At 66.3% G+C, this 22046-nt stretch carries 19 protein-coding genes and 1 tRNA gene; 11 read left to right on the top strand and 9 right to left on the bottom strand.

All coding sequences use genetic code 11. The features are described from left to right. Positions 1–187: 187 nt before the first annotated feature. The 8 genes from ilvA to C486_RS07010 all read left to right on the top strand — a co-directional run bounded on the left by ilvA (position 188) and on the right by C486_RS07010 (position 6585). Positions 188–1399 (top strand): threonine ammonia-lyase, encoded by a 1212-nt coding sequence (gene ilvA / locus C486_RS07045; RefSeq protein WP_008454589.1) that lies wholly within the window; start codon positions 188–190, stop codon positions 1397–1399. A 90-nt stretch (positions 1400–1489) separates the two neighbouring features. Then, positions 1490–1876: a Rid family detoxifying hydrolase gene (locus C486_RS07040; RefSeq protein ID WP_008454588.1), complete on the top strand. Its 387-nt coding sequence runs from the start codon at positions 1490–1492 to the stop codon at positions 1874–1876. Between the two features lie 7 nt (positions 1877–1883). Beyond that, a complete protein-coding gene (locus C486_RS07035) occupies positions 1884–2147 on the top strand; it encodes a hypothetical protein (RefSeq protein ID WP_008454587.1) in 264 nt (87 codons plus the stop codon). A 27-nt stretch (positions 2148–2174) separates the two neighbouring features. Beyond that, a tRNA-Ser gene (locus C486_RS07030) sits at positions 2175–2255 on the top strand. A 487-nt stretch (positions 2256–2742) separates the two neighbouring features. Further along, a complete protein-coding gene (locus C486_RS07025) occupies positions 2743–3444 on the top strand; it encodes an SOS response-associated peptidase (RefSeq protein ID WP_008454586.1) in 702 nt (233 codons plus the stop codon). 49 nt (positions 3445–3493) lie between these two features. Next, the gene (locus C486_RS07020) at positions 3494–4012 is read left to right on the top strand and encodes a gluconate 2-dehydrogenase subunit 3 family protein (protein ID WP_008454585.1); all 519 of its coding nucleotides are present in this window, start codon (positions 3494–3496) and stop codon (positions 4010–4012) included. Then, positions 4009–5658: a GMC family oxidoreductase gene (locus tag C486_RS07015; RefSeq protein ID WP_008454584.1), complete on the top strand. Its 1650-nt coding sequence runs from the start codon at positions 4009–4011 to the stop codon at positions 5656–5658. Before C486_RS07020 ends, C486_RS07015 begins: the two co-directional genes overlap by 4 nt. A 171-nt stretch (positions 5659–5829) precedes the next feature. Next, on the top strand, positions 5830–6585 hold the full coding sequence (locus C486_RS07010; protein ID WP_008454582.1) for a dolichyl-phosphate hexose transferase: 756 nt from the start codon (positions 5830–5832) through the stop codon (positions 6583–6585). A 78-nt stretch (positions 6586–6663) separates the two neighbouring features. Here the strand turns inward: C486_RS07010 and C486_RS07005 are convergent, their stop codons facing one another. The 6 genes from C486_RS07005 to C486_RS06980 all read right to left on the bottom strand — a co-directional run bounded on the left by C486_RS07005 (position 6664) and on the right by C486_RS06980 (position 14956). Further along, entirely contained in the window at positions 6664–8724 is a 2061-nt protein-coding gene (locus tag C486_RS07005; protein ID WP_008454579.1) for an ArnT family glycosyltransferase, read from the bottom strand. Further along, complete coding sequence (locus tag C486_RS07000; protein ID WP_008454577.1) at positions 8721–10334, bottom strand: ABC transporter permease; 1614 nt, start codon at positions 10332–10334, stop codon at positions 8721–8723. The genes C486_RS07005 and C486_RS07000 overlap by 4 nt, the downstream gene beginning before the upstream one ends. Then, positions 10331–11491 carry an extracellular solute-binding protein gene (locus C486_RS06995; RefSeq protein WP_008454576.1) on the bottom strand — a complete coding sequence of 387 codons (1161 nt, stop codon included), beginning with the start codon at positions 11489–11491 and terminating at the stop codon, positions 10331–10333. The genes C486_RS07000 and C486_RS06995 overlap by 4 nt, the downstream gene beginning before the upstream one ends. Before the next feature lie 39 nt (positions 11492–11530). Continuing rightward, positions 11531–12712, bottom strand: coding sequence for an alpha-1,4-glucan-protein synthase (locus tag C486_RS06990; RefSeq protein WP_008454574.1), 1182 nt, complete (start codon positions 12710–12712; stop codon positions 11531–11533). Positions 12713–12726: 14 nt separating this feature from the next. Continuing rightward, positions 12727–13893 (bottom strand): lysylphosphatidylglycerol synthase transmembrane domain-containing protein, encoded by a 1167-nt coding sequence (locus C486_RS06985; protein WP_008454573.1) that lies wholly within the window; start codon positions 13891–13893, stop codon positions 12727–12729. 136 nt (positions 13894–14029) lie between these two features. Then, the gene (locus C486_RS06980; protein WP_008454572.1) at positions 14030–14956 is read right to left on the bottom strand and encodes an NAD-dependent epimerase/dehydratase family protein; all 927 of its coding nucleotides are present in this window, start codon (positions 14954–14956) and stop codon (positions 14030–14032) included. A 121-nt stretch (positions 14957–15077) separates the two neighbouring features. Between C486_RS06980 and C486_RS06975 the strand changes: the two genes are divergently transcribed. Next, the gene (locus C486_RS06975) at positions 15078–16169 is read left to right on the top strand and encodes a DUF2891 domain-containing protein (protein ID WP_008454571.1); all 1092 of its coding nucleotides are present in this window, start codon (positions 15078–15080) and stop codon (positions 16167–16169) included. Positions 16170–16257: 88 nt separating this feature from the next. On the opposite strand, the gene prf1 is transcribed toward C486_RS06975, so the two are convergent. Beyond that, entirely contained in the window at positions 16258–17517 is a 1260-nt protein-coding gene (gene prf1, locus C486_RS06970) for a peptide chain release factor aRF-1 (RefSeq protein WP_008454570.1), read from the bottom strand. 180 nt (positions 17518–17697) lie between these two features. Here prf1 and minD point away from each other — a divergent pair, with 180 nt between their 5' ends. Further along, the gene (gene minD / locus C486_RS06965; RefSeq protein ID WP_008454564.1) at positions 17698–18603 is read left to right on the top strand and encodes a cell division ATPase MinD; all 906 of its coding nucleotides are present in this window, start codon (positions 17698–17700) and stop codon (positions 18601–18603) included. Between the two features lie 298 nt (positions 18604–18901). Further along, the gene (locus tag C486_RS06960; protein WP_008454562.1) at positions 18902–19447 is read left to right on the top strand and encodes a hypothetical protein; all 546 of its coding nucleotides are present in this window, start codon (positions 18902–18904) and stop codon (positions 19445–19447) included. A gap of 64 nt (positions 19448–19511) precedes the next feature. Here the strand turns inward: C486_RS06960 and argS are convergent, their stop codons facing one another. Continuing rightward, the gene (gene argS, locus C486_RS06955; RefSeq protein WP_008454561.1) at positions 19512–21290 is read right to left on the bottom strand and encodes an arginine--tRNA ligase; all 1779 of its coding nucleotides are present in this window, start codon (positions 21288–21290) and stop codon (positions 19512–19514) included. Between the two features lie 75 nt (positions 21291–21365). Then, positions 21366–22040 carry a uridine kinase gene (gene udk, locus C486_RS06950; protein WP_008454560.1) on the bottom strand — a complete coding sequence of 225 codons (675 nt, stop codon included), beginning with the start codon at positions 22038–22040 and terminating at the stop codon, positions 21366–21368. Between the last annotated feature and the right edge of the window lie 6 nt (positions 22041–22046).

Here is a 22046-nt window from a genome sequence, read left to right as displayed (position 1 = left end):
GGGTGCATGAGTTTTATATGGTCCCGGGCCGCTTCTCTATTCGCACGTCACACGCCGTGCATTCCCTGTATTCCCTGTCGTGCCATCCAAGTTCGATGGCACATCGCTGTTCGGATCGGCGGTCCGGCGACGGGCCCGTTCGATCCCCGACAGTAATCCTTACACCCCACGCCGAGTAGACAGGCATATGCTGCAACTCGACGACGTTCTCGAGGCACGCGAGCGAGTCCGGGAGACCTCTCGGCACACGCCGCTCGAGCACTCCCATACCTATTCATCGATGACCGGGGCGGATATCCACCTGAAACTGGAGAATTTCCAGCGCACGGGCTCGTTCAAGATCCGTGGGGCGACCAACCGGATCGCGACACTTTCCGAGGCACAGAAGGACGCGGGCGTGGTCACCGCAAGCGCGGGCAACCACGCACAGGGCGTCGCGCTCGCGGCCACGCGGTCCGGCGTCGACTCGAAGATCGTCATGCCCGAGCACGCGCCGATCTCGAAGGTCAAGGCAACCAAGAACTACGGGGCGGAAGTCGTCCTCTCCGGACAGGACTACAACGAAGCCGCCGAGCGCGCTCACGAGATCGAACGCGCAGAGGACCGAACGTACGTCCACGCGTTCGACGATGAATACGTCATGGCCGGTCAGGGGACGATCGGCCTCGAGATCCTGGAGGATTGTCCCGACGTCGACACGGTCGTCGTCCCCATCGGCGGCGGGGGACTCATCAGCGGCATCGCGACCGCGATTAAGGAACAGAAACCCGAGACGCGGATCATCGGCGTCCAGGCCGAGGGTGCCTCGAGCGTCGCGAAGTCCCTCGAGAAAGGCGAGCGTATCGCCCTCGACGGCGTCGACACCATCGCCGACGGCATCGCGACCCGCAGCGTCGGCGAGCAGACGTTCCCCCACATCCAGGAGTACGTCGACGAGGTCGTCACCGTCTCCGATCCCGAAATCGCCGTCGCCCTGGTCTACCTGCTCGAGCGCTCGAAGACCGTCGTCGAAGGGGCCGGCGCGGTCCCGCTCGCCGCCGTTCTCTTCGAGAAGTTCCAGTACGACGCGGACGAGACGATCGTCGCCGCGCTCTGTGGCGGCAACATCGACCTCAACACGCTGACGAACGTCATCGTTCGCGGCCTCGTCGAGACGGGCCGCTATCTGAAGATCCGGACCGTGCTGAAAGACCGACCGGGCGCGCTCGAGGACCTCCTGGATGTCTTTACCGCCCATCAGGCCAACATCTACGCGATCCACCACGACCGGACCTCCCGCGATGTCGAGATGAACGACACGGAGGTCGAGATCGAACTCGAGATGCGCGGCCCCGACCACGTGGATAACTTCCTCGCCGATCTGCGGGATGCGGGGTACCCGGTCGACGTGCTCGCGTGAGGGCGACTGGGTAACGACGCGTCCCGTTCCCCTGCCGGCGGGAATGTGACTTCGCCCGCTTTTATGCCACTTCGGTGTGTGGCTTCGAGTATGAAACGAATCATCGAAACTGACGATGCGCCTGCTGCAGTCGGTGCGTACAGTCAAGCGACCGGGAACGACTCGCTGGTGTTCACCGCGGGTCAGATTCCCATGACCGCCGACGGCGAGTTGCTCGACGACGAACCGATCGAGGACCAGACCGAGCAGGCCCTCTACAACCTCGACGCCGTCCTCGACGAAGCGGGCGCGAGCTACGAGGACGTCCTCAAAGTGACCGTCTTCCTCGACGATATCGACGACTTCGAGGCGATGAACGAAGCCTACGCCGACTACTTCGACGACCAGCCGCCGGCCCGCAGCGCCGTCGAGGTCGCCGCGCTCCCGAAGGGCGTCGGCGTCGAGATCGAAGCCATCGCGTCCGTCGAGGACGAGTGAGGGCGACGTGAGCGGCTATCCCGCCGGGAAGATGGGACCCGATCCCCGGGTCAAATCCGCCGCCCTGTGGGGCGTCGTCGGCTGCCTGTCGTTTCTGGTACTCGTCCAGGGCTATGCCCTGCTCGTCGAACCGCTCGTGACGATCACGCGAGCACTGGGGCTCGCAGTGCTGGTCGGCTTCGGTGCGGGAACCGGAGCGTACCTACTCGAGCCGCGACTCGCCGCGTGGGCAGTCGATCGCGGGACGGGAAACGAATCTCGTAAGGGTTAAACGACAGACGCGGTTAGGATGACCTGAGCCAGGATGGCCGAACGGTAAGGCGCACGCCTGGAAAGCGTGTTCCCTTTGGGATTCAGGGTTCAAATCCCTGTCCTGGCGTTTTCGTGATTTCACTTGCTACGAGCGACGCGTCGCGTCATGAGTGATCCAAAATCACGAAACGACACATCCGGGATTTGAACACGCGAGTCACAGCGGCCGAACGGAGTGGGGCTGATCGTCTCGCAACTGTTCAACTCCCTGTCCTGGTGTTTTTCGTCGCGAATACATCGTGAGCGGGAACTCGTCGGTCGAATCGGAAGGGGAAGAGTACGGAAGAGCGTGTTACCGCTCGCGGTCGACAGGGGAGTCGGTCGCGATCCAGCAGTGGGGGCCATCCGTATCACCGAGTTCCAGCCGAGCGCAGTGACACACCACCAGTTCGTCCCGGTCGTCCATGATGACCCCAACGGGGACTCTACTGGGAGCGGATATCGTAACGAGGTCCGTACCGGCCGCTCGACTCGAGGTAAGCGCGTCATACTACTGTGTGGTCCGGACGACCGCGACCGGACGTTCCTTTGTGCTGGCCGCCCGACGGTCGAGTATGTGCGGACGCTATACGCTCGTCGCCGACGAGGACGCCCTCGAGACGCGGTTCGATGCCCGGTTTCGGGACACGGCGTTCACGCCGCGGTACAACATGGCACCGGGACAGGAACTCCCGGTGATCACGGACGCGGAGCCGGCGACGTTCCAGCGACTCGAGTGGGGGTTGGTCCCGTCGTGGGCCGACGACGACAGCGGCGGACTGATCAACGCGCGGGCGGAGTCCGTAGACGAGAAGCCGAGTTTCGAAGCGGCGTACGAGCGCAGACGCTGTCTCGTTCCCGCCGACGGGTTCTACGAGTGGGTCGAGACCGACGACGGCACCCGTCCCTATCGTGTGGGATTCGAGGACGAGCGGGTGTTCGCGATGGCTGGTCTCTGGGAGCGCTGGGAACCGGAGACGACCCAGACGGGACTCGACGCCTTCGGAGGCGGCGTCGACGACGGGAGCGAACGCGGCCCGCTCGAGACGTTTACCATCATCACGACCGAACCGAACGACCTCGTGGCGGACTTGCACCATCGGATGGCGGTCATCCTTACGCCCGACGCCGAGCGCCGGTGGCTGTCGGGCGAGGCCGGCCGGGAGGTCTTCGAGCCGTATCCGGCCGACGAGATGCGAGCGTATCCGGTTTCGACGGCGGTCAACGATCCGACGACGGACGAGCCGTCGCTGATCGACCCGCTCGGGACTGCCTGACCGTCCCGTTCCAACGCATATATGGTTTAGGTCTGCCTAATCCATCCACATGGAACTGACGAGGCGAGACGCGGTCGCCGCGCTGTCTGCGCTCGGCCTCGGGGGGACGCTGGCGGGCTGTGTCGCCCCGCCTGGCTCGGAGCCGGTCGCCGTCGAGCACCTCCGCGAGACGCTGATCGCGGCCGCTGAGGTCGTTTATCCGAGCGCGGTGTCCGGGATCGAACCGTTCGTCGCGGCCTTCCTCGAGGGACGGCTCGCGGACCGGGCCCACGTCGCGGGGCTCGACGAGGCGGTTGCGGAACTGGATGGGAACGCGCGGGTCTGGTACGACGCCGAGTTCGCGGCGCTGTCGGTCGCCGACCGCGAGCAGGTCCTGCGGAACGTGGGGGCCGACGACGCCGACGAGGACCCGTCGGGGACGGCGAGCGAACGGGTCCGGTACTACGTCGTCAACGATCTCCTGTTGGCGCTGTACGCCTCGCCGACCGGCGGCGAACTGGTCGGCCTCGAGAACCCACAGGGCCACGCGGGCGGGATCGGGACCTACCAGCGGGGGCCGAACGCGTGAGTTGGGACCGAGCACCCGCCGGCTCGGCGGCGTCGGGGGCCGACGGTGATGCCGACCGGACCCCCGTCGCGAACGCCGACGTCTGCGTCATCGGTGCGGGTCCGGCGGGCGGCATCGTTGCGGACCGTCTCGCCGAGGCCGGTCGGGAGGTCGTGATCCTCGAGGCGGGGCCGCGGTTCGATCCCGACGAGCGCCTCGCCCGCCAGGAGCGCGCGATCCGTCCCGCCTACGACCGTCCGGATGTCTGGGACGGTGACCCTGAGCGGGACGCCTACAAATCCACAGGAGAGCGGTTCTATCCGCTGAACCACGCCCGCGCCCGCGGCGTCGGCGGCTCGACGCTGCACTGGCAGGGGATGGTGATGCGGCTCCACGAGGACGACTTCGATTCCGCCAGCGTCCGCGGCGTCGGAGCCGACTGGCCGATCGACTACGCCGACCTGCAGCCCTACTACGCCGCGGCCGAGCGGGAACTGGGCGTCGCCGGCGCGGCCGACAACCCCTTCGCACCGCCCCGCGAGGAGCCACATCCGATGCCGGCGTTTCCCCCCTCCTACAGCGACTCGCTGTTCGCCGCGGCCTGCGACGAACTCGAGATCGCGATGCACTCGGTGCCCAACGCACGCAACTCGGAGGGATACGACGGTCGCAGCGCCTGCGTCGGCTACGGCACCTGCCAGCCGGTCTGTCCGTCCGGCGCGAAGTACGACGCGACGGTCCACGTCGAGCGCGCCGAGCGGAAGGGTGCGACGGTGATTGACCACGCACCGGTCCAGCGGCTCGAGCACGGTCCCGACGCGATCGAGGCGGCCGTCTACGCGACGCCGGACGGCGAGTCCCACCGCCAGTCGGCCGATGCCTTCGTCATCGCCTGCGGCGGCGTCGAGACGCCCCGGCTGCTCTTGCTCTCCGCGTCGAGCCACTACCCCGACGGGCTGGCCAACTCGAGCGGCCTCGTCGGGCGGTACTTCATGGACCACCTCTTTGCGGGCACCGGCGGCGTCCTCGACGAACCCACGCGCCAGAACCACGTCGGCTTCCTGACCAGCGAGTCCCACCAGTTCTACGACGAGGCCGACGCCGAGCAGGCCCCGTTCAAACTCGAGTTCTTCAACTACGACGGCCCCTCGCCTGTGGAGCTAGCGCTGACCGGCGACGACTGGGGCGACGACCTGCTCGAGCGGCTCCGCTCGGACTACGGCAGCCACATCGGGATGGGCGGGCTCGTCGAACAGCTCCCTCGCGAGGACAGCTACGTCGGGCTCGACCACTCAACGACCGACGATCACGGCAATCCCGTCCCCAACGTCCACTGGACGGTCGGCGATCGGGCGCTCGAGACGATCGAGCGCGTCAACGAGGTCCAAGAACGGATCCTCGACGAACTCGGCGCGGAGATCACCTGGCAGGTCGGCCCCGAGGGGACGGGGCCGGCCTACCACCACATGGGGACGACCCGGATGGGGTCGGCACCGACCGAGAGCGTCGTCGGCCCCGACCTGCGAACGCACGACCTCGAGAACTGCTGGATCGCCTCGAGCAGCGTCTTCCCGACCGCCGGGGCGATGAACCCGACGCTGACGATCGCAGCGCTGGCACTGAAGGCCGCGGACCACGTCCTCGAGACGATGTCGTCCATTCGATAAGCGTCTGCACTGCAGTCTCCTTTGAGACACGGAAGCCGTACTGAAACGACGACGCGCGACAGGGCTGGTGTCGTCCGTCGTCGTTTTCGGGCCCACTGGTGTGAACGTCGTGTCTGGGGTCGTTTTAGGCAAACCTAAACACATAAATACGGCGGGCAGCGAGTACCGCCAATGAGTAACGGAGCGCCGACCGAACCGGCGGAACGGAGCCACGAGACGGGCGAACAGTTCACTTTCGACGATGTCACCGTCGTCATGGGAACGTACAACGAGGAGGAAGCGATCGGCAAGGTACTGACCGACATCGACGACGTCACCGACGGGAAGGCCGAGGTCGTCTGTGTCGACGGGTCGTCGGATCGAACCCCCGAAATTGCCCGCGACCACGGCGCGACGGTCATCGAACAGGAGCCACAGGGGTACGGCGTCGCCGTCCGCGCGGCCGTCCTCGAGCCCGACCGGCCGATCGTCGTCACGACCGACTGCGACGACACCTATCCCATGGAGCAGCTTCCGGAGTTTCTCGCGTTGATCAATGACGGCTCCGATGTCGTCAGTGGTGACCGCCTCTATCATGGGGCCGACGCGATGCCGGCGCTCAACCGCTTCGGCAATCACGCCTTCGCCGCGGCCGCGAGCCTCCTGTTGGGCACCCGTGTCCACGACACGACGACCGGCATGCGGGCCTACCGGCGCAACGTCGTCGAGGACATCGAGTGGACCGAGAACACCGGCCTCTCCGCCGAACTCCTGATCCGCCCGCTGATGCGGGGCTACGACGTTCGCGAACACCCCATCGAGTACCGCGAGCGCGCCGGGCAGACGAAACTCGATCCGCTGCAGGGCGGGCTCGAGATCGCCCGCTCGATCGTCAAGGTCTCGCTCGAGGAGCGACTCCGCGAACTCCCACATCGCCCGGCGCAGTAGTCACGGCCGGGTCCTCCCCCCGAGCGAGGCGTCTCGCTACGGTTCGACTGGGCACTCGATCCTCGTTCGACACGCGTCTCAATCCCGTTTGCGATCCAGCGCAGTGAGCTCGGTCCGAACGAACGTGCCGTCCGGCGCGCGCTCTGGCAGATACGCCGCTTCGCCACCGCACTCTCGAATCGCGCTACACCGTTCCACGCTGGGCGTCAGCGCTCGCACCGTCTCGTTTTCCGCCTGTACCGGCACCTCGAGCCGATAGCTGTAACTGCTCCCGGGGCCGCGGTCGACGAAGACGGTCAGTTCGATGTCGTCTCGCTCCCCGACGGGAACCGTGCTGTTGGTGTCCCAGCCCGTCCCGCGCAATCGCACCGCGTCGGCAGTGACGAGCAGTTGCGCCTCGGACGCGGTCGAAACGGTGTCGGCGACGTAGGTCTCGCTGGCCTCGTCGGTGGTGACGGTCGCGGTGACGCTGCTGGCTGCGTCCGGGACGCCAACGCTCACGTTCAGCGCGACCGTCTCGCCGGCGACCCGATCGACCCGCTGGAGACGGGCCCCCTGTGGCGACCCGGCATGCGGTGCCCAGGTGCCCCGGTACGCGAGTCGGTACAGCGAGCGGTCGGGATACGCGTCGGCCACGTCGAACGGTCGCTCGTCGAGGGCGTAGATGCGGTCCCCGTCGAACCCAGGGTCATTCCGAAGCGCCTGCAACGGGTGGGCGAGCCAGTCGCCGTACGGCGTCGGCAGGTACACGACCGCCGGCTCCTCGATCGTCCCGTCCTCGAGCGGGTCGTAGACCCGTTCGTAGGTCTCGGTGACGGCCTCGTTTCGCTCGAGTTTCCCGTCGAGGGTCGTCGCGGTCACCCCGCCGACCGCGAGCGCGCTCACGAGCACCACTACGACGACGGCCGTCCGCGCGCCCTGCGGTGAGAGGGACCGGTCAGCCCGTCGGCGGACGGCGTCGAACAGCGCCAGCGCGCCGACGGCGGCAAAGGCCGCGACCGGGAGCAGGAGATCGAAGTGATAGTAGGGACCGTGAGTGGCGATCAGCCCGGTTCCGGCGCGGTCGATGTCGCCGAGAATGTTGAAGTTCCCCCAGAAGTAGACGTTGCCGACGGTGATCGTGAGCACCTGGCCGGCGAGGATCGCCGCGCGTGCTGAGAGGCCGCGGCGGACTGCGACGCCGATTCCGGCCGCAGCCAGCGCCACGCCCAGCAGTCCGCCGACGAGCCACTCGGTGACAAACGACCGCAGTACCAGCGCGTTCGACCGGAGCGCAAGTCCGACGGTGTACTCGATCTCGTGCTCGAGGATCCGCCGTCGACCGAATCCCAACCCGTCGAGCGGGGCGAACGCCTCGTAGGGGAACAACAGCGGCGACCCGGTCACGACGGCGTTGTAGCCAAGCGCCAGTCCGACGCCGGCCAGTCCGAGCCCCGCCGTCGTGGCCTGCCTGGGGAGCGCGCCCCGGAAATCACGGGAGAGGCTCCAGCACGCGTGGCCGATGAAGGGGACGGCGAACAGGATGGCAGTGTACGGTCGCGCGAAGAAGGCCGCGCCGATCGCGGCCCCGGCGGCGGCGGCAACTCGCAGGTCGTCCGTTCGGTCGGCCCTGAGATAGGCGTATGCGAACGTCAGGTTGAGCATCGCCGTCGGCGCGTACGGCAGGAACACCGCCGTCTCGATCAAGAACAGCGGCGAACACAACACTGCGACGGCGGCGACGAGGCCGGTCCGTCGATCGAAGACTTCGCGAACGACCAGCGCCACGAGCGTGAGGATGGCGGCGGCGAGTCCCGGGAGCACGAGCCGGGCGCCACCCGCGAGCTTGCCGATCGCGAAGATCGCCGCAGGAACCGGCGAGTACTTCGGGTAGAGCCGGTCGCCGTCCTCGATGAAGAACCAGGGACGGAACGCGTCCGCAACGGGCGGCCGTACGAACAGTCGGCCCTCGAGCAACATCGACGCCTGCTGGAGGTAGACCCCTTCGTCGTGGTTGAGCGAGTGGTACGGAAAGGTCCGCGTCGCGACCAGCCAGACGGCGACGGCGCCGGTGATCGCGACGAGGGCAACGGCGGTCCGCCACCGGCGCTTTCGCACTGCGGCTGCCGCCCGTCGGATCGCCGGTGGCACGTTCGTCATCGTCCGTCCTGTGCGAGCATGACGGCCATCGACAGCCCCGAGATGGCGACCAACACGAGCGCCGGGACCGCCGCCTGGCCGTAGAGACCCGCCTCTTCGACCCGCCAGATGTACGTCACCAGCGTCTCGAATCCAAGCGGACGTAACATCAGCGTCGCCGGTAACTCTTTCATCGTGGTCAGAAAGACCAGTGCGGCCCCGGCGGCCACGCCTGGGAGGATCAGTGGGAGGGTCACCGACCGGAAGGCGTTCAAGCGCGACCGACCGAGGGTCCGGGCAGCCTCGACCAACTTCCGGTCGACCTGCAGCGTCGACGTCCGGATCGACCCGATCGCCTGGGGCATGAAGCGGACGACGTAGGCGAAGATCAGCAACGGGACCGTCTTGTAGATCTCCGGTAGCACGTCGAGACTGAAACTGAGCAACGCGATCGCCAGCACGATTCCCGGCGTCGCGTAGCCGACGTAGGGGGCTCGATCGGCCAACGTGGCTATCCGCGAGTCGGAGGTCGCCGATCCGATCGCGATCGGCAGCGCCACGAGGACCGAGACCGCGGCAGCCAGCAACGCGACGTACGCCGAGTTGAATCCGTACTCCCAGTCGAAGCTCAGGCGGCCGACCTGATAGCCGGGGCCGCCCGTGTTCAGCCACATCCAGAAGATCGCGATCGGGAGCCCGATCGCGAGCAGGGCGATCACGACCGGCACCAGCAGCGCCGGATATCGCCACGCGCCGAGCTCGAGGTCGGCGGTGCCGCGATCGCCGCCGCTCTCGTACGCGCCCGATTCGTCGACTCCGATCCGGGACTCGATCGCGAGGATGATCGCGGTCACCGTCAACAGCTGTAGCGACAGCAACGCGGCGTAGTCGCGGGCGAAGGCGTTGTATCTGGCGTAGATGAACTGCGTGAACACCTCGACGCGCATGATATTCGGCGTGCCGAAGTCAGCGAGGGCGTACAGCGCGACGAGCAGGGCCCCGGCCGCGACTCCCGGCAGGATCTGTGGGAAGGTAATCCGTCGAAACGCCTCCCAGCGGCCCGAATTGAGCGTGCGAGCGGCTTCCACGAGCGAGCCATCCATCGAAAGCAGGGAGGCACGCGTCGTCAGGAACACGTACGGGTAGGTGTACAGCGTCAGCACGAACGCGGCACCGGCGAATCCGTAGACTGAGGGGAGCGCATCGACTCCCAGCGGCTCGAGGAAGTCGACGAGTTCGCCCTGCGGACCGAACGCCGAGACGAACGCGAACGCGCCGAGATAGCTCGGGACGGCAAGCGGGAGCGCGATGAGGACGGTCCAGAACCGGGGAAACGGGATCTCGCCCTGCACCGTCAACACCGCGAGCGGCACGCCGATGACGATACTCGCCCCCGTTACGATGGCGACGAGGGCGACGCTCCGGACCAGTACGTCGATCGTCTGGGGGTCGACGGCGAGCTCGAACGCTCGCGGACCGAGTCCGGCGGCATCGACAACCAGCCAGAGCAGCGGGAGCACGAGAACGGCTGCGATGGCCGCGGCGAGCAGCGTGAGCCCGACGCCGGCGGCACCGCTCCCGCCGTCGCCCGTTCGCTCGACTGCCTTCGCAACGCGTTCCCGACCGCTCATCCCGAGACGCCGGCGTCGTCCATCAACTCGAGGGTCGGCTCGATGTTCGCCAGGTCCGCGAGATCGATATCCGGCGGGCTCAGCTCATCGATCGTCGGCAGGCCACCGACGGGCTCGACCCCGGCGATCATCGGGTAGGCGAAACTGATCGTCGCGAAGAACTCCTGGGCCTCGGACGACAGCAGGTGACGGACGAAGTCGTCGACCAGATCGCCGCGCTTGGTACCCTTGACCTTCAGCGCGCCGGCGACGTTGATCAATGCCCCGGCGTCGCCTTCGGTGAAGGCTAGATCGATCGGGGCGTCCGGCCGCTTGTTCTTGACCCGCATCGCGTAGTAGTGGTTGGCGAAGCCGGCCGACTGGGAACCGTTGGCAACCGCTTGGGAGACGGCGTACTCGTTGCTGTATCGTTCGGTCCCGGCATCTTGCATACTGCGCAGCCAGTTGCGGGTCTCGTCGTCGCCGCGGAGCAGCCGCATAGCCGTCACGAACGACTTGAACGCACCGTAGGTCGGGGCCCAGCCCATCGCATCCTGGAACGCGCTCGTGTCCGGGAAGTCCTGAACGGTGTTCGGAATGTCCGACTCGCTCAACTGGTTCGTGTTGTACGGGACGGCGCGTGCGCGCCCGGCGACACCGGCCCATGCGTTGTCGTCGCCGACGAACTGGCTGTTGCCGACTGCGCCGACCGCCTCGTCCGACAGCGGTTCGTAGGCGTCGTTTTCCGCGACGAACCCGAGCGAACTGGCGTCGATCGACCAGAACACGTCGGCCTGCGACGCGCCGGAGCCGGCCTCCTCGACGATCGTCTGTGCCAGCGACGCCGAGTTGTTATCGGTCGGATAGACCTCGAACTCGGGGTAAATCTCTTGGAGCATCTCCACGAACTCGTAGTAGATTCCCCCTTCACCGCCGCCGATGTAGAGCGCGAGGTCCCCCGAGAGGTCCGGCAACTCCTCGATAGAGGTCCCGCCCGGTGCCGGTCGGCCGTCGACCAGCGATCCGGAGCCCCGAAACTCCGAAATCGACGGGATGGTCGTGCCCTCGTCGTCGCCGAACATCCCGAGACAGCCCGCAAGCGACGCAGCCCCGAACGCGGAGCCGACCTGTAACGCTCGGCGACGCGAAACCCCCTGATCATCCTGCTCGTCGTTCATACCTGCTTTAGGCTAACCTAAAAACTTATAGTTGACGGTTCAGTCGTCCGCGACGACGCGCTCGCGGTCGGCCGCGAAACCGGACGCCGGGCGCAGCGTCGCCAGACAGTCGAGCCAGTCGCGCATGTGTTCGCCGACGTAGTTGAAGAACGCGCCGTTGTTGTACGCTTCCCAGTCGCCGTCGGCAAGTTCGTCCGCCATCGCCTCGAAAACGCCGGCATAGGAGTCGGCGTCGCCACCGACGTCGTCGATCACGCGCCAGAGGTGTTCGTTGAGTTCGAGACCCGGCACTTCGTTGTTGAGATCGTCGAAGGTGCTCCGGGGAGCCTTGTTGTGCTCGCACAGTGGCGCGCCGTTGTAGATCCGTGTGCCGAGCACGTCGCAGGCGCGCTTGAGGAAGACGCCCGACCAGATGTCGTCGAACCGGCCCACGTCCCACTCGTTGTCGTCCATCGGGAGCTGGTAAAACGCGGGGATGACCTCGCGGCGGAAGGCGAGGTTCATCGAGCAGACGGTGAGGTAGTTACCCCGCTCGGCGACGAAGTCGTCGTCGAAGTCGTCGCTCGAGGTCCGAGTCTGGGCCTGCCCCTCGAGGTCGCCGTCCATAAGGATGCGGACGGCGTCTAAGTCGGGAACGTTGGTCCACAGGCCCTGCGAGGCGACGACCTCGCCGCCACCGATCTCGGCCGTCCCGGTCTCGACCGTCTCGTTCATCGCCGAGTAGGGGTACCCACGCGGATAGAGGCCGTGTTCGTCGGCGTTCTGGTAGAGAACGTTGACCCACTGCTCGTCGGAGGCAACCGACTCGAGCTCGCCCTCGAAGGCGAGGTTCGCCATGTGAGTGCCGAAGAAATCCTCGTCGGGATGTGGGAGCGTGTCGTCGTCGATGAAGAAACCGTAGTCGAACTCGTCGTGGACCCACATGTACAGCAAACCGAAACTCGTCTCGGCGTGACTCGCCGCCGGGACGACGTGGCTGTACTCGGAGACGCCGTGGTCGTCGTACCACTCCTCGCGCCGGGAGCCGTCGAAGACCTCGCCGGAGACGCCTTCGTCCTCGAGCATGGCCGCCATCTCGTCGGTCTCACAGAAGTCCTCGGTGACGAGGACGACGTGCAATCGATCGAGATCGAACCCGTGGTTGCGGGCGTTCGCGAAGTACGAGCGCATGCACTCGTACTCCCGGATCGTCGGGACGACGACGCAGATATCCTGGCTCATTGCTCCGCAGTCTTTTAGGCTCGCCTAAAAGCTTGTCGGTCTCCCGCGTCGCTCCCCTCCGCCGTCGCCTCCGAGACGGAGAGACCAAGCGAGAGGACCGCCCCGCCCCCGCCGACCAGCGTCAGACCGTTTTTCAGCGCGTGATCGACGATCGCCGCGGCCAGCGCCGTGCTCGCACCGATCGGGGTGAGCCCGACCACGAGCGCCGTGAACGCGGCTTCGTAGAGCCCGACGCCGCCCTGTGACAGCGGGAGGACCTTCGCGAGGTTTCCCACGCTGACCGCCAGCGTCCCGACGGCCAGCAAGGGCCCGACCGCAAGCCCGCTGCCCAGCGCCGCGAGCACGAGCACCGCCGTGAGAACGTCGAGGATCCACACCAGCAGGCTCCCGACGCCGATCGCCGCGACCGCTTTCGGCTGCCGGGCGACTATCTGTACGTCCCCTGCGAACCGGAGCGCGGCCTCGAGCGCCCCCACGAGACGCGGTCGGCCGTCCGCTCGGACTCGTAGCCACGCGCCGAAGCCGTGATCGGCTCGAGCCGACGTGACGACGACGATACCGACACCGGCGGTCGCCGTGCTCACGGCCGCCGCGGCGACGAGAGCGGTCCGTGCACCGCCGGCCGCCGCGACGATCTCGAGCGGCCCGGTCCCGCCGCCCAGCGCGAGCCAGCCGGTCGCCAGCCCCGCGAGCGCGGCGATCGTGGCCAGATCGAACACCCGTTCGACGGCCAGCGACGCGAACCCGGCGGCGTAGGGGATATCGCGGTGGGTCCGCATCACGTACGCGCGAACCGCGTCGCCGACCCGCGCGGGAATCGCGAGGTTCGCCGTCTGACTGACGAAGACGGCCAGCGTCGGCACGACCGTCCCCCCTCGATACCCCATCGCGGCTAGCACGTCGCGGTACCGGCGACCGCGAAGCGGCCACGACGCGGTATAGACGACGACTGCGGCCCCGATCACGAACGGATCGGCGCTCGAAATTTCGGCCACGACGGTCCGGAGATCGATCCCGCGGAAGGCGACGACCAGGCCCACGAGGACGAGCAGCGTTCCCCCGATCGTCAGCCGACGGCGAGTCAGCGCCGCAGCGAGCCGCTCGCTCGCCACTCGCCCACCCCCTCCTCGCGACTCGCGGTCAATGCCCCGCGAGTCCGCTCCCTCGCCCCCGTCGTTCATGCCCGGGTCCTTCGAGCCCAGATATTTAAGCCCACCTAAAACACCTCCTGGCGGGGGATACCGTCACTCTCGAGTATGTTTTCCGGCAGAGAGAACGACGGCAGCCGGTCGGTTCAACGTGGGGCCTCTCGGCTTACTACAGTTCGTCGATTATCTCGCGGGTCGCCCGTCGCACCGCCTCGTCGCTCGAGCGACGGGGCTCCCAGCCAAGCGCGGAGAGTTTCTCGATCGAGAGGCGCATCTTCGGCACGTCGCCCGTCCAGCCCCGTTCGCCGCCAGTGTACTCGCGGTCGGGGTCGACGCCTAACTCCTCGGCGACGATGGTCGCGATCCGGTCGACCGAGGTCGTCGTCCGTGTGCCGAGGTTGTAGGTGTTCATCGCGTCGTCGGCGTGCTCGATCGTATGGAGGATCGCATCGAGGCAGTCCTCGACGTGCAGATAGGACTTCTCCTGTCGGCCGTCGCCGAGGATCGTCAGGTGTTCGGGGTCGTCCTGTAGCTTCTCGATGAAATCCGGGATCACCGCTCCCCGCAGGCGCGGCCCGACCACGTTCGCGAAGCGGAAGTTCCAGACCGTCAGGTCGTGGCTGTGAGCCCGCGCGGAGAGCAACCCCTCGTCCGCGAGTTTGCTCGCCCCGTAGGCGCTGATCGGCTCGAGGGGGGCGTAATCTTCCGGCGTCGGCCGGGGAGCCTCGCCGTAGACCGTCGAGGACGACGTGTACGCGATCTCCGTGACCCCCGCGTCGGCCATCGCCTCAAGGATGTTACGCGTCATCCGCGTATTGGCATCGAACTGGGCGTGGGGTCGGTCCGTGTCGACGTGTTTCGATGCAGCCAGGTGGACGACGAGGTCGATATCGTCGAGGTGGCCGTCGAGGGCGTCGGGGTCGGTGAGATCGGCCTCGAGGAAGTCGGCGGCGTCGGGTACTCGGCGTCGGTCGCCGTTCGAGCAGTCGTCGACGACCGTGACGGTCACGCCGTCGGCGAGCAGGCGGTCGGTCAGATGAGAGCCGATGAACCCGGCTCCGCCCGTGACGAGTACGGCTTGGCTCGAGAGGGACATGGTCGATGGTTCATTGGCGGGGTGTTAATCCTGTTGTCTTTCACGCGGCTCATCCCGCGGCGGACCCACTCTGCGATCGGTTCGAGGATTTATGTAGGGCAAGTTGAAACTGAGACTGACAGTGACCTTCCCCGACGACGTTGACACGAGTACAATTCTGTCCGGGAACAGTGACCCGTTCGGGCCGGACACGGCAGCAACGCTTTCGCGCCACCCGTTAGAATCGATCGAAACCGAGTTCCCGCATGTCGTTCGCTCGATCGACTCGCCGGACGGGGTCGAGCGACCGGCGGAGCAACATCCGGTGTTTTACGGCTGCTACGACTGGCACTCGGCGGTCCACAGTCATTGGTCGCTCGTCCGTCAGCTTCGGCTGTTCGATGACCATCCCGCACGGTCCGAGATCGTCGCGAGCCTCGATGCCCGGTTTACCGCCGACAACATCGCCCGCGAAGTCGACTTCATCGACGCGAACCCGTCCTTCGAGAAACCGTACGGCTGGGCATGGCTCTTACACCTCGCATCGGAACTGTCGCTCTGGGACGACGACCGTGCAGCCGAGTGGCGATCGATCCTCGAGCCCCTCGAGCGGACGATCGTCTCACTGGTCGAATCCGAGTTCCTGTCCGAGCAACGCCCGTTCAGAGTGGGCACCCATCGGAACTCGGCGTTTGCCCTGCACTGTATCCTCGACTACGCGAGAACGGTTGGCAACGAGTCGCTGGAAGCGGCCGTCTCCGAGGCAGCAGTCGAGTTCTTCGCCGACGACCGCGACGCGCCCGTCGCGTACGAACCGCTCGGCTGGGACTTCCTGTCGCCGTCGCTGACTGAGGCTGACCTCATGCGACGCGTCTACGACCGGGACGAGTTTGCAGTCTGGATCGACGGCTTCCTGCCGGACGTGACTGCCTCGCCGTCCGATTCGATTCTCGAGCCCGTTCGCGTCGAGTCCGATCCTGACGAGGGCGTCGCGTACCACCTCCTCGGGCTGAACGTCTCGAAAGCGTGGTGTCTGGCGGGAATCGCATCGACCCTCGGCGATCACCGATACGCCGATCCGTTCGAACGCAGCGCCAAGCGACACGTCGAGAGCGGTCTGTCACAGGCGTTTACCGAGCACTACGCCGGCACACACTGGCTCTCGTCGTTCGTGCTCTATCTCCTGACGAGAAACGATGGCGGTATCGCGCCGGCATCGACCCCCCTCGACTAACGCGGATGGCCGGCGTCCGCCGTCGGATCGGCCGAGTTGACCAGTCGGACGGTGTGTGGTGGCGAGCGATTTCAGTACCCGGAACGCGTTAGACGCCGGTCGAGTACCGCAGGAGCCCGGCGAACCCGCCGAAGGCGTTCAGTAACTGTTCGCCCTTCTCGAAGTCCGTCGAGATGAACTTGGTCTCGGTGCCGCGCTGCTCGGCGATATCGATGAGGTGATCGATCGCATCCTCGCGATCCTCCTCGGTCCCCTCGACGTCTGTACCACACTCGGTACAGGTGTGGGTCGGCGTCGACTTGCGGCGGTCGACCACTTCGCGCTCGGTGGCGTCACACTCCGGACACTCGTAGGTGATGACGTCCTTCCGGAGGTCCTCGCTGATCAGGAGCCGGTCGACCGACCCCATCATGAGGTTGCGGCGGGTCTGCTCGAAGCCGTACGTCGCGAGGTCGCCGGCGTTGAGTTCCTCGAAGAACTCCTCCATCACCTTCTTGTCCTTCATCACCTCGGCGTCGGCCAAGGCGTCCTCGGCGCTGTCGACGAGGTCTTTCAGACCGGACTCGTCGGTGTAGGCGACGTCGAACTTGCCCAGCACTTCGTCCTGCAGTTCGTGGTGGAGGTAGTCGCCGTCGAGGAACTCGTCTTTGGTCGGCGAGGGACCGCCGACGAGAATGCCGTCGATCTCGTGGCGCTTGGGGACGAACAGGTCGTTTGCCATCCCTGCGACCTCCTGATAGAAGTTGTCGATGGCCTCGAGTCGCAGGCGGGCGAATCGCTGGGCGGACTGGCCACCTTTGCGCTGCTTGCCGGGAACCAACGAGGATGCTGACTTGACCGGCTCGATGCGCTTGCCTTTCAGCCAGCCGACATTGGCCTCGCGGCGGTCGAGGACGATCAGGCCGTAGAGACCCTTGTCGGCCAGCATCTCCTCTAACGGCTCGGTCAGGAAGTCCGAGTCGCAGTGATAGCGGAAAGATTGGATGGGCTGGGGCGGGCTCTCGAGGACCTTGGTGACCATGTCGGTCCGGCCGCCGCCGGAGTCGACGGCACCGGAAAAGAGCACGATGCCATTGTCCGGCGGGTAGGTGTCGTAGTATCGCAGTCGGTCTTTGATACTCGTCAGCGCGTCCTGGACTGCCGTTCGGGTCTGTTTGGACTTGATGTTGGCCGCTTCGCTGTGTTCCTGCGTGACGTGTTGGACGACGTCACTGATCTGTCTGTCGTCGGGAATGTAGATCGTCACGAGCTGCGTTCCGGAGCCGTCGTAGTCCTTGAGGTCCTCGATGACCTTCCGGAACTCGTACTTTTTCCGGTCGGATTGCTCCTGCTCGCCCTCCTGGCTCATTACACGTATAAAACCGGGCTGTCGGTAAGAATCCTTTGACACACCCGCCGGATGCCAACGGCTGCCGGTGGAGCGGTCGATGCGACCGGGATCGTCCCGGCGGCGTGTCGGCCGGTCGCCGCGAGCCGGGAGGTCACGATTTAAGGGGGTGCCGTTCTACTGTCCGGACAGTATCTACGTATGTCCCACGAGACGGTCTATGCCATCGCGAGCGGGAAAGGCGGTGTCGGGAAGACGACGACGACGGTCAACCTCGGCACGGCGCTGGCCGAGGCGGGCGAGCGCGTCGCGATCGTCGACACCGACCTCGGCATGGCGAACCTCGCCGGGTTCGTCAGCCTCACCCCCGACTCGACCACCCTACACGACGTATTAGCCGGAGACGCATCGATCGACGACGCCACCTATCGACTGGCGGACAACATCGTCGCCGTTCCGAGCGGCACGAGCCTCGACGAGTACGCCGAAACCTCCCCCGAAGGCCTGCGTGACGCGATCGAAGAGCTGCGGTCCCAGTTCGACTACGTCTTTCTCGACGTCGGTGCCGGTATCAGCCACGAGACCGTCCTGCCGCTGGGGCTGGCCGACGCCGTCGTCCTCGTCTCGACGCCCGAACCCGCTGCGGTCCACGACACGAAAAAGACCATCGAGCTGACCGAGCGGTCCGGCGGCAGCGTCGCCGGCCTCGTCCTCACCCGCACCCACCCGGACGGCGACATCTCCCACGACGATATCGCCGACCGACTCGAGGTGCCCCTGCTCGGTACGATCCCCGAAGACCCGGCGGCCCGCGACAGCGTCTACGCCGGGACGCCGCTTGTCGTCTTCGAGCCCGAGGGCCCCGCGGCGATCGCTTATCGCCGGCTCGCGATGTCGATGACCGGTGTCGAGATTTCGCTCCCGGCGGACGGCGACGATGGGACGGACACCGAGTCGACCGCCGCCGCGACCGGGCCGACGAGCGACGATGGGACGGACACCGAGTCGACCGCCGCCGCGACCGGGCCGACGAGCGACGATGACGGTCGGGAAGCGGCTCACGACGACGTCTCGAGTGCGATCACGGAAGCCGAATCCGATCCCTGAGTCGAGTGGGCCACCGACGGCCGGCCGTCGGTAAGCGGTTCCTTCCGCCCTCGAAGCACCCGTCGTTCGACTCGATGGGTCGAATGCAGTGATTACCACCGAAGCGTGACTGTCATCGCCGGCTGACAGTCATGTGGTCCGTCTCGACGTGAGCCGCCCGACACGGCCGCGTTGCGATCCGTTTGTCGCCCCCTTCCGACGGCGGTGCGGCGGGTCGCAGTTTCCGCAACCGCCGCTCTCGGCGAGCGAACGCGTAACGAACTGATTACTAATCACAACGGTTCCCGATGGGTCGGCCATGGAGCGACGAAAGATCCTCCTCGGCAGTGGCGCAGCGCTCGCAACCGTGCTCGCCGGTTGTTCCAGCGACGAGACCGACGACGATTCCGCGTCGGACTCCGATGGCGACGAATCGCTCGCTGACGACGGTGGCGATGAGACCGACGGCACCGACGGTACCGACGGCACCGACGACACCGACGACGGAACCGAGATCCCCGGTCTCGATAGTGACAAACTGACTCTCGACAGCACCAAGATTTCGATCAAGGACGTGAACAAGGACGGCGACGAGATCGATATCATCGCGACGACGACGACGACCGACCCCGAGACGCTGACCGCGGAACTTGAGTCGCTCGGACGCACGCTCACTGCGGCGATCACCGACGCCGAGAAGTTCGCGGCCGCGATCAACAGCATCTCCTGGGTGCTCGAGAAGGACGGCGCGAAGGTAATGTCGTTCTACGTCGACGTCAAGTGGGCGCTGGCGTACATCAACGACGAGATGAACGAAGACGAGTTCGTCGAGAACGTCCTCGACACGACCGACGAGACGTACTAACGGCCCGTGCTGCGCGGCGTTGTTCTTTCGGCCGTACCGACGACCAGCCGCCGGGTCACCGAGCCTACATCGACCGCGGCGCGGCCACGCCCAGGATCGAGAGGGCGTTCGCGACCGCGTGTTTCGAGGCCGCGACCAGGGCCAGTCGCGCCTCGCGGACCGCGGGGTCGACATCGTCGGCCAGCACCGGGCACTCGCGATAGAAGCCGTTGAACCGGTCGGCGAACTCGCGGGTGTAGGTCGCGATCTGGTGTGGCTCGAGGTCGTCGGCGGCCTCGTCGACGACCGCCGGGAATCGCGCGATCGTCTCGAGGAGGGCCCGCTCGGCCTCGGTCTCGAGCAGGTCGGCGTCGACGGCCGTCTCGATGTCGGCCATCCCGGTTTCTGGGTCGATGCCCGCCTCCTCGAGAATACCACAACAGCGCGCGTGGACGTACTGGACGTAGGGGGCGGACTGGGCCTCGAAGTCGAGCGCGCGGTCCCACTCGAAGGTGATCGCCTTCGTCGGCTGTTTCGAGACGATATCGTAGCGGACCGCGCCGATGCCGACCTGATGGGCGATGCGCTCGATGTCGTCCTCGTCCAGGTCGTCGTCCCGGATGCGGTCGTCCAGTCGGTCCTCGACCTCTTCGCGGGCGCGGTCGATCGCCTCGTCGAGCAGGTCGTCGAGATCGACGCCAGTTCCCTGGCGCGTGCTCATCTTCCCTTCGGGGAGGTTGACGTACGAATAGAGGACCTGTCGAAGCTGGTCGGTCTCGTTGCCCAGCAACTCGAGGGTCGTCCGGACCTGCTCGGCCTGGAGCTTGTGATCCTCGCCCAGGACCGTCACCGCGCGGTCGTACTCGTCGAACTTCCATTCGTGGTGGGCCAGGTCGCGGGTCGCGTACAGCGAGGTGCCGTCCGACCGCAGGAAGACGAGGTTCTTGTCGATGCCGTACTCGTCGAGTTCGAGTTGCCAGGCGTCGTCCTCGTAGACCGCCTCGTCGAGGTCCTGCAGGCGGTCGACGAGATCGTCGGTCGCCCCGTTTCGCATGAACCGCGTCTCCTTGACGAACTCGTCGAACTCGGCGGGCAGGCGGGCGAGACACTCCGTCATGCCGCCGAGAACCTGATCGACGACCTCGCTGACCCGTTCGTAGGCCTCGTCGTCGCCGGCCTCGAGCCCCTGCATGATCGCCTCGATCTCGGCCTCGGCCGCCTCGACGTCCGCTTCGGGCGCGTTCTCGAGGTAGGCGTTGCCTTTGCGGTAGTAGCGCACGAGATCGTACTCGATGCGGTCGCGCTCGGGGTCGTCCTCGAGAGCAGCCTCGTCGAAAGTCTCGTAGGCCCAGGTGAAGACGGCCATCTGCCGGCCGGCGTCGTTGACGTAATAGTGGCGGTCGACGTCGTATCCCGCGAAATCGAGCAAGTTCGCGACCGCGTCGCCGATGATCGGGTTCCGAGCGCGGCCGACGTGGACCGGTCCCGTCGGATTCGCGCTCGTGTGCTCGATGACAACTGACTCCTCGCAGTCCGACAGGTGTCCGTACGTCTCGTCGGTCGCGTCGGCGAGCGTGTCGGCGAGATAGGCGTCGCTCGGCAGGAAGTTGAGATACGGCCCCTGCGTTTGCACGTCGGCGACGTAGGTCAGTTCGTCGGCGTCGATCTCGTCGGCGATCCGTCCGGCGACCTGCGGCGGCGGCGCGCCGGCCTCGCCGGCGAGTCGGAACGCCACGCTCGAGGCGAGGACGCTCGCGACGTCGTCCGGCGGTTCTTCGATCCCGAGATCGTCCGTCGGGAAGTCGAGTTCGGCGAGCGCCCGCTCGAGGGCGCCCTCGACCTCCGCGCGTAGGGAGAGGAACATACCCGCCCGTATTCAGGGCTCGAGTAAAGGAATGTCGGGTTTGGTCTCGCTCCCGTCGTGTCGGAATCGGGGGTGTCAGTCGAGCGCCTGGCCGTTAACCGACAGTTCGCGGTCGACGCCGGGCCGGTCCGAGCCGTCCGGCAGTTCGGCCTGTACCTTCTCGATCAGGAGATCCATCGCCATCCGGTTTGCGCCTTCGGGAATGATCACGTCCGCTTGCTTTTTCGTTGGGGCGACGAACTGCTCGTGCATCGGTTTGACCGTCTCGAGGTACTGGTCAATGACGCCCTTGAGGTCGCGGCCGCGCTCGATGACGTCGCGTTCGATCCGCCGCAGGATGCGGACGTCCGCGTCGGTCATCACGTACACTCGCAGATCGAGGAGGTCGCGGATCTCCTCGTCGTACAGGGCCAGAATGCCCTCGAGAACGAGTATCTCCGAGGGGTCGACGGTGACGCGGTCGTCAGTGCGGTTGTGGACTTCGAAGTCGTACTGTGGCATCTCGATCGACTCGCCCGCCAGCAGCGCCTCGAGTTGCTCCCGAAGCAGGTCCCACTCGAAGGCCGATGGATGGTCGTAGTTGACTTGCTCGCGGTCCTCGAACGCGAGATGCGAGAGGTCCTTGTAGTAGTTGTCGAGCGGGATTCGCGTCACGGCCTCGCCGACGGTCTCCGACACCGTGCGCGCGACCGTCGTCTTTCCGGCACCCGTCCCGCCGGCGATCCCGATAGCGAACGACGGTGAACTCATCGTCCG

Origin of the sequence: Natrinema gari JCM 14663, from assembly GCF_000337175.1 — an archaeon.
Lineage (GTDB): Archaea > Halobacteriota > Halobacteria > Halobacteriales > Natrialbaceae > Natrinema > Natrinema gari.
The sequence above is the reverse complement of the archived record's forward strand: the minus strand, read 5'-3'. Positions and strand labels throughout refer to the sequence as shown.

What these genes read in the sequence shown, in the direction of transcription:
- C486_RS06980 (WP_008454572.1), bottom strand. Translation starts at nt 14,956, where the DNA reads ATGTCCCTCTCGAGCCAAGCCGTACTCGTCACGGGCGGAGCCGGGTTC.
- C486_RS06990 (WP_008454574.1), bottom strand. Translation starts at nt 12,712, where the DNA reads ATGAGCCAGGATATCTGCGTCGTCGTCCCGACGATCCGGGAGTACGAG.
- minD (WP_008454564.1), top strand. Translation starts at nt 17,698, where the DNA reads ATGTCCCACGAGACGGTCTATGCCATCGCGAGCGGGAAAGGCGGTGTC.
- C486_RS06960 (WP_008454562.1), top strand. Translation starts at nt 18,902, where the DNA reads ATGGAGCGACGAAAGATCCTCCTCGGCAGTGGCGCAGCGCTCGCAACC.
- C486_RS07010 (WP_008454582.1), top strand. Translation starts at nt 5,830, where the DNA reads ATGAGTAACGGAGCGCCGACCGAACCGGCGGAACGGAGCCACGAGACG.
- ilvA (WP_008454589.1), top strand. Translation starts at nt 188, where the DNA reads ATGCTGCAACTCGACGACGTTCTCGAGGCACGCGAGCGAGTCCGGGAG.
- C486_RS07005 (WP_008454579.1), bottom strand. Translation starts at nt 8,724, where the DNA reads ATGACGAACGTGCCACCGGCGATCCGACGGGCGGCAGCCGCAGTGCGA.
- C486_RS07020 (WP_008454585.1), top strand. Translation starts at nt 3,494, where the DNA reads ATGGAACTGACGAGGCGAGACGCGGTCGCCGCGCTGTCTGCGCTCGGC.
- prf1 (WP_008454570.1), bottom strand. Translation starts at nt 17,517, where the DNA reads ATGAGCCAGGAGGGCGAGCAGGAGCAATCCGACCGGAAAAAGTACGAG.
- argS (WP_008454561.1), bottom strand. Translation starts at nt 21,290, where the DNA reads ATGTTCCTCTCCCTACGCGCGGAGGTCGAGGGCGCCCTCGAGCGGGCG.
- C486_RS06995 (WP_008454576.1), bottom strand. Translation starts at nt 11,491, where the DNA reads ATGAACGACGAGCAGGATGATCAGGGGGTTTCGCGTCGCCGAGCGTTA.
- C486_RS07025 (WP_008454586.1), top strand. Translation starts at nt 2,743, where the DNA reads ATGTGCGGACGCTATACGCTCGTCGCCGACGAGGACGCCCTCGAGACG.
- C486_RS06985 (WP_008454573.1), bottom strand. Translation starts at nt 13,893, where the DNA reads ATGAACGACGGGGGCGAGGGAGCGGACTCGCGGGGCATTGACCGCGAG.
- C486_RS07000 (WP_008454577.1), bottom strand. Translation starts at nt 10,334, where the DNA reads ATGAGCGGTCGGGAACGCGTTGCGAAGGCAGTCGAGCGAACGGGCGAC.
- udk (WP_008454560.1), bottom strand. Translation starts at nt 22,040, where the DNA reads ATGAGTTCACCGTCGTTCGCTATCGGGATCGCCGGCGGGACGGGTGCC.
- C486_RS07040 (WP_008454588.1), top strand. Translation starts at nt 1,490, where the DNA reads ATGAAACGAATCATCGAAACTGACGATGCGCCTGCTGCAGTCGGTGCG.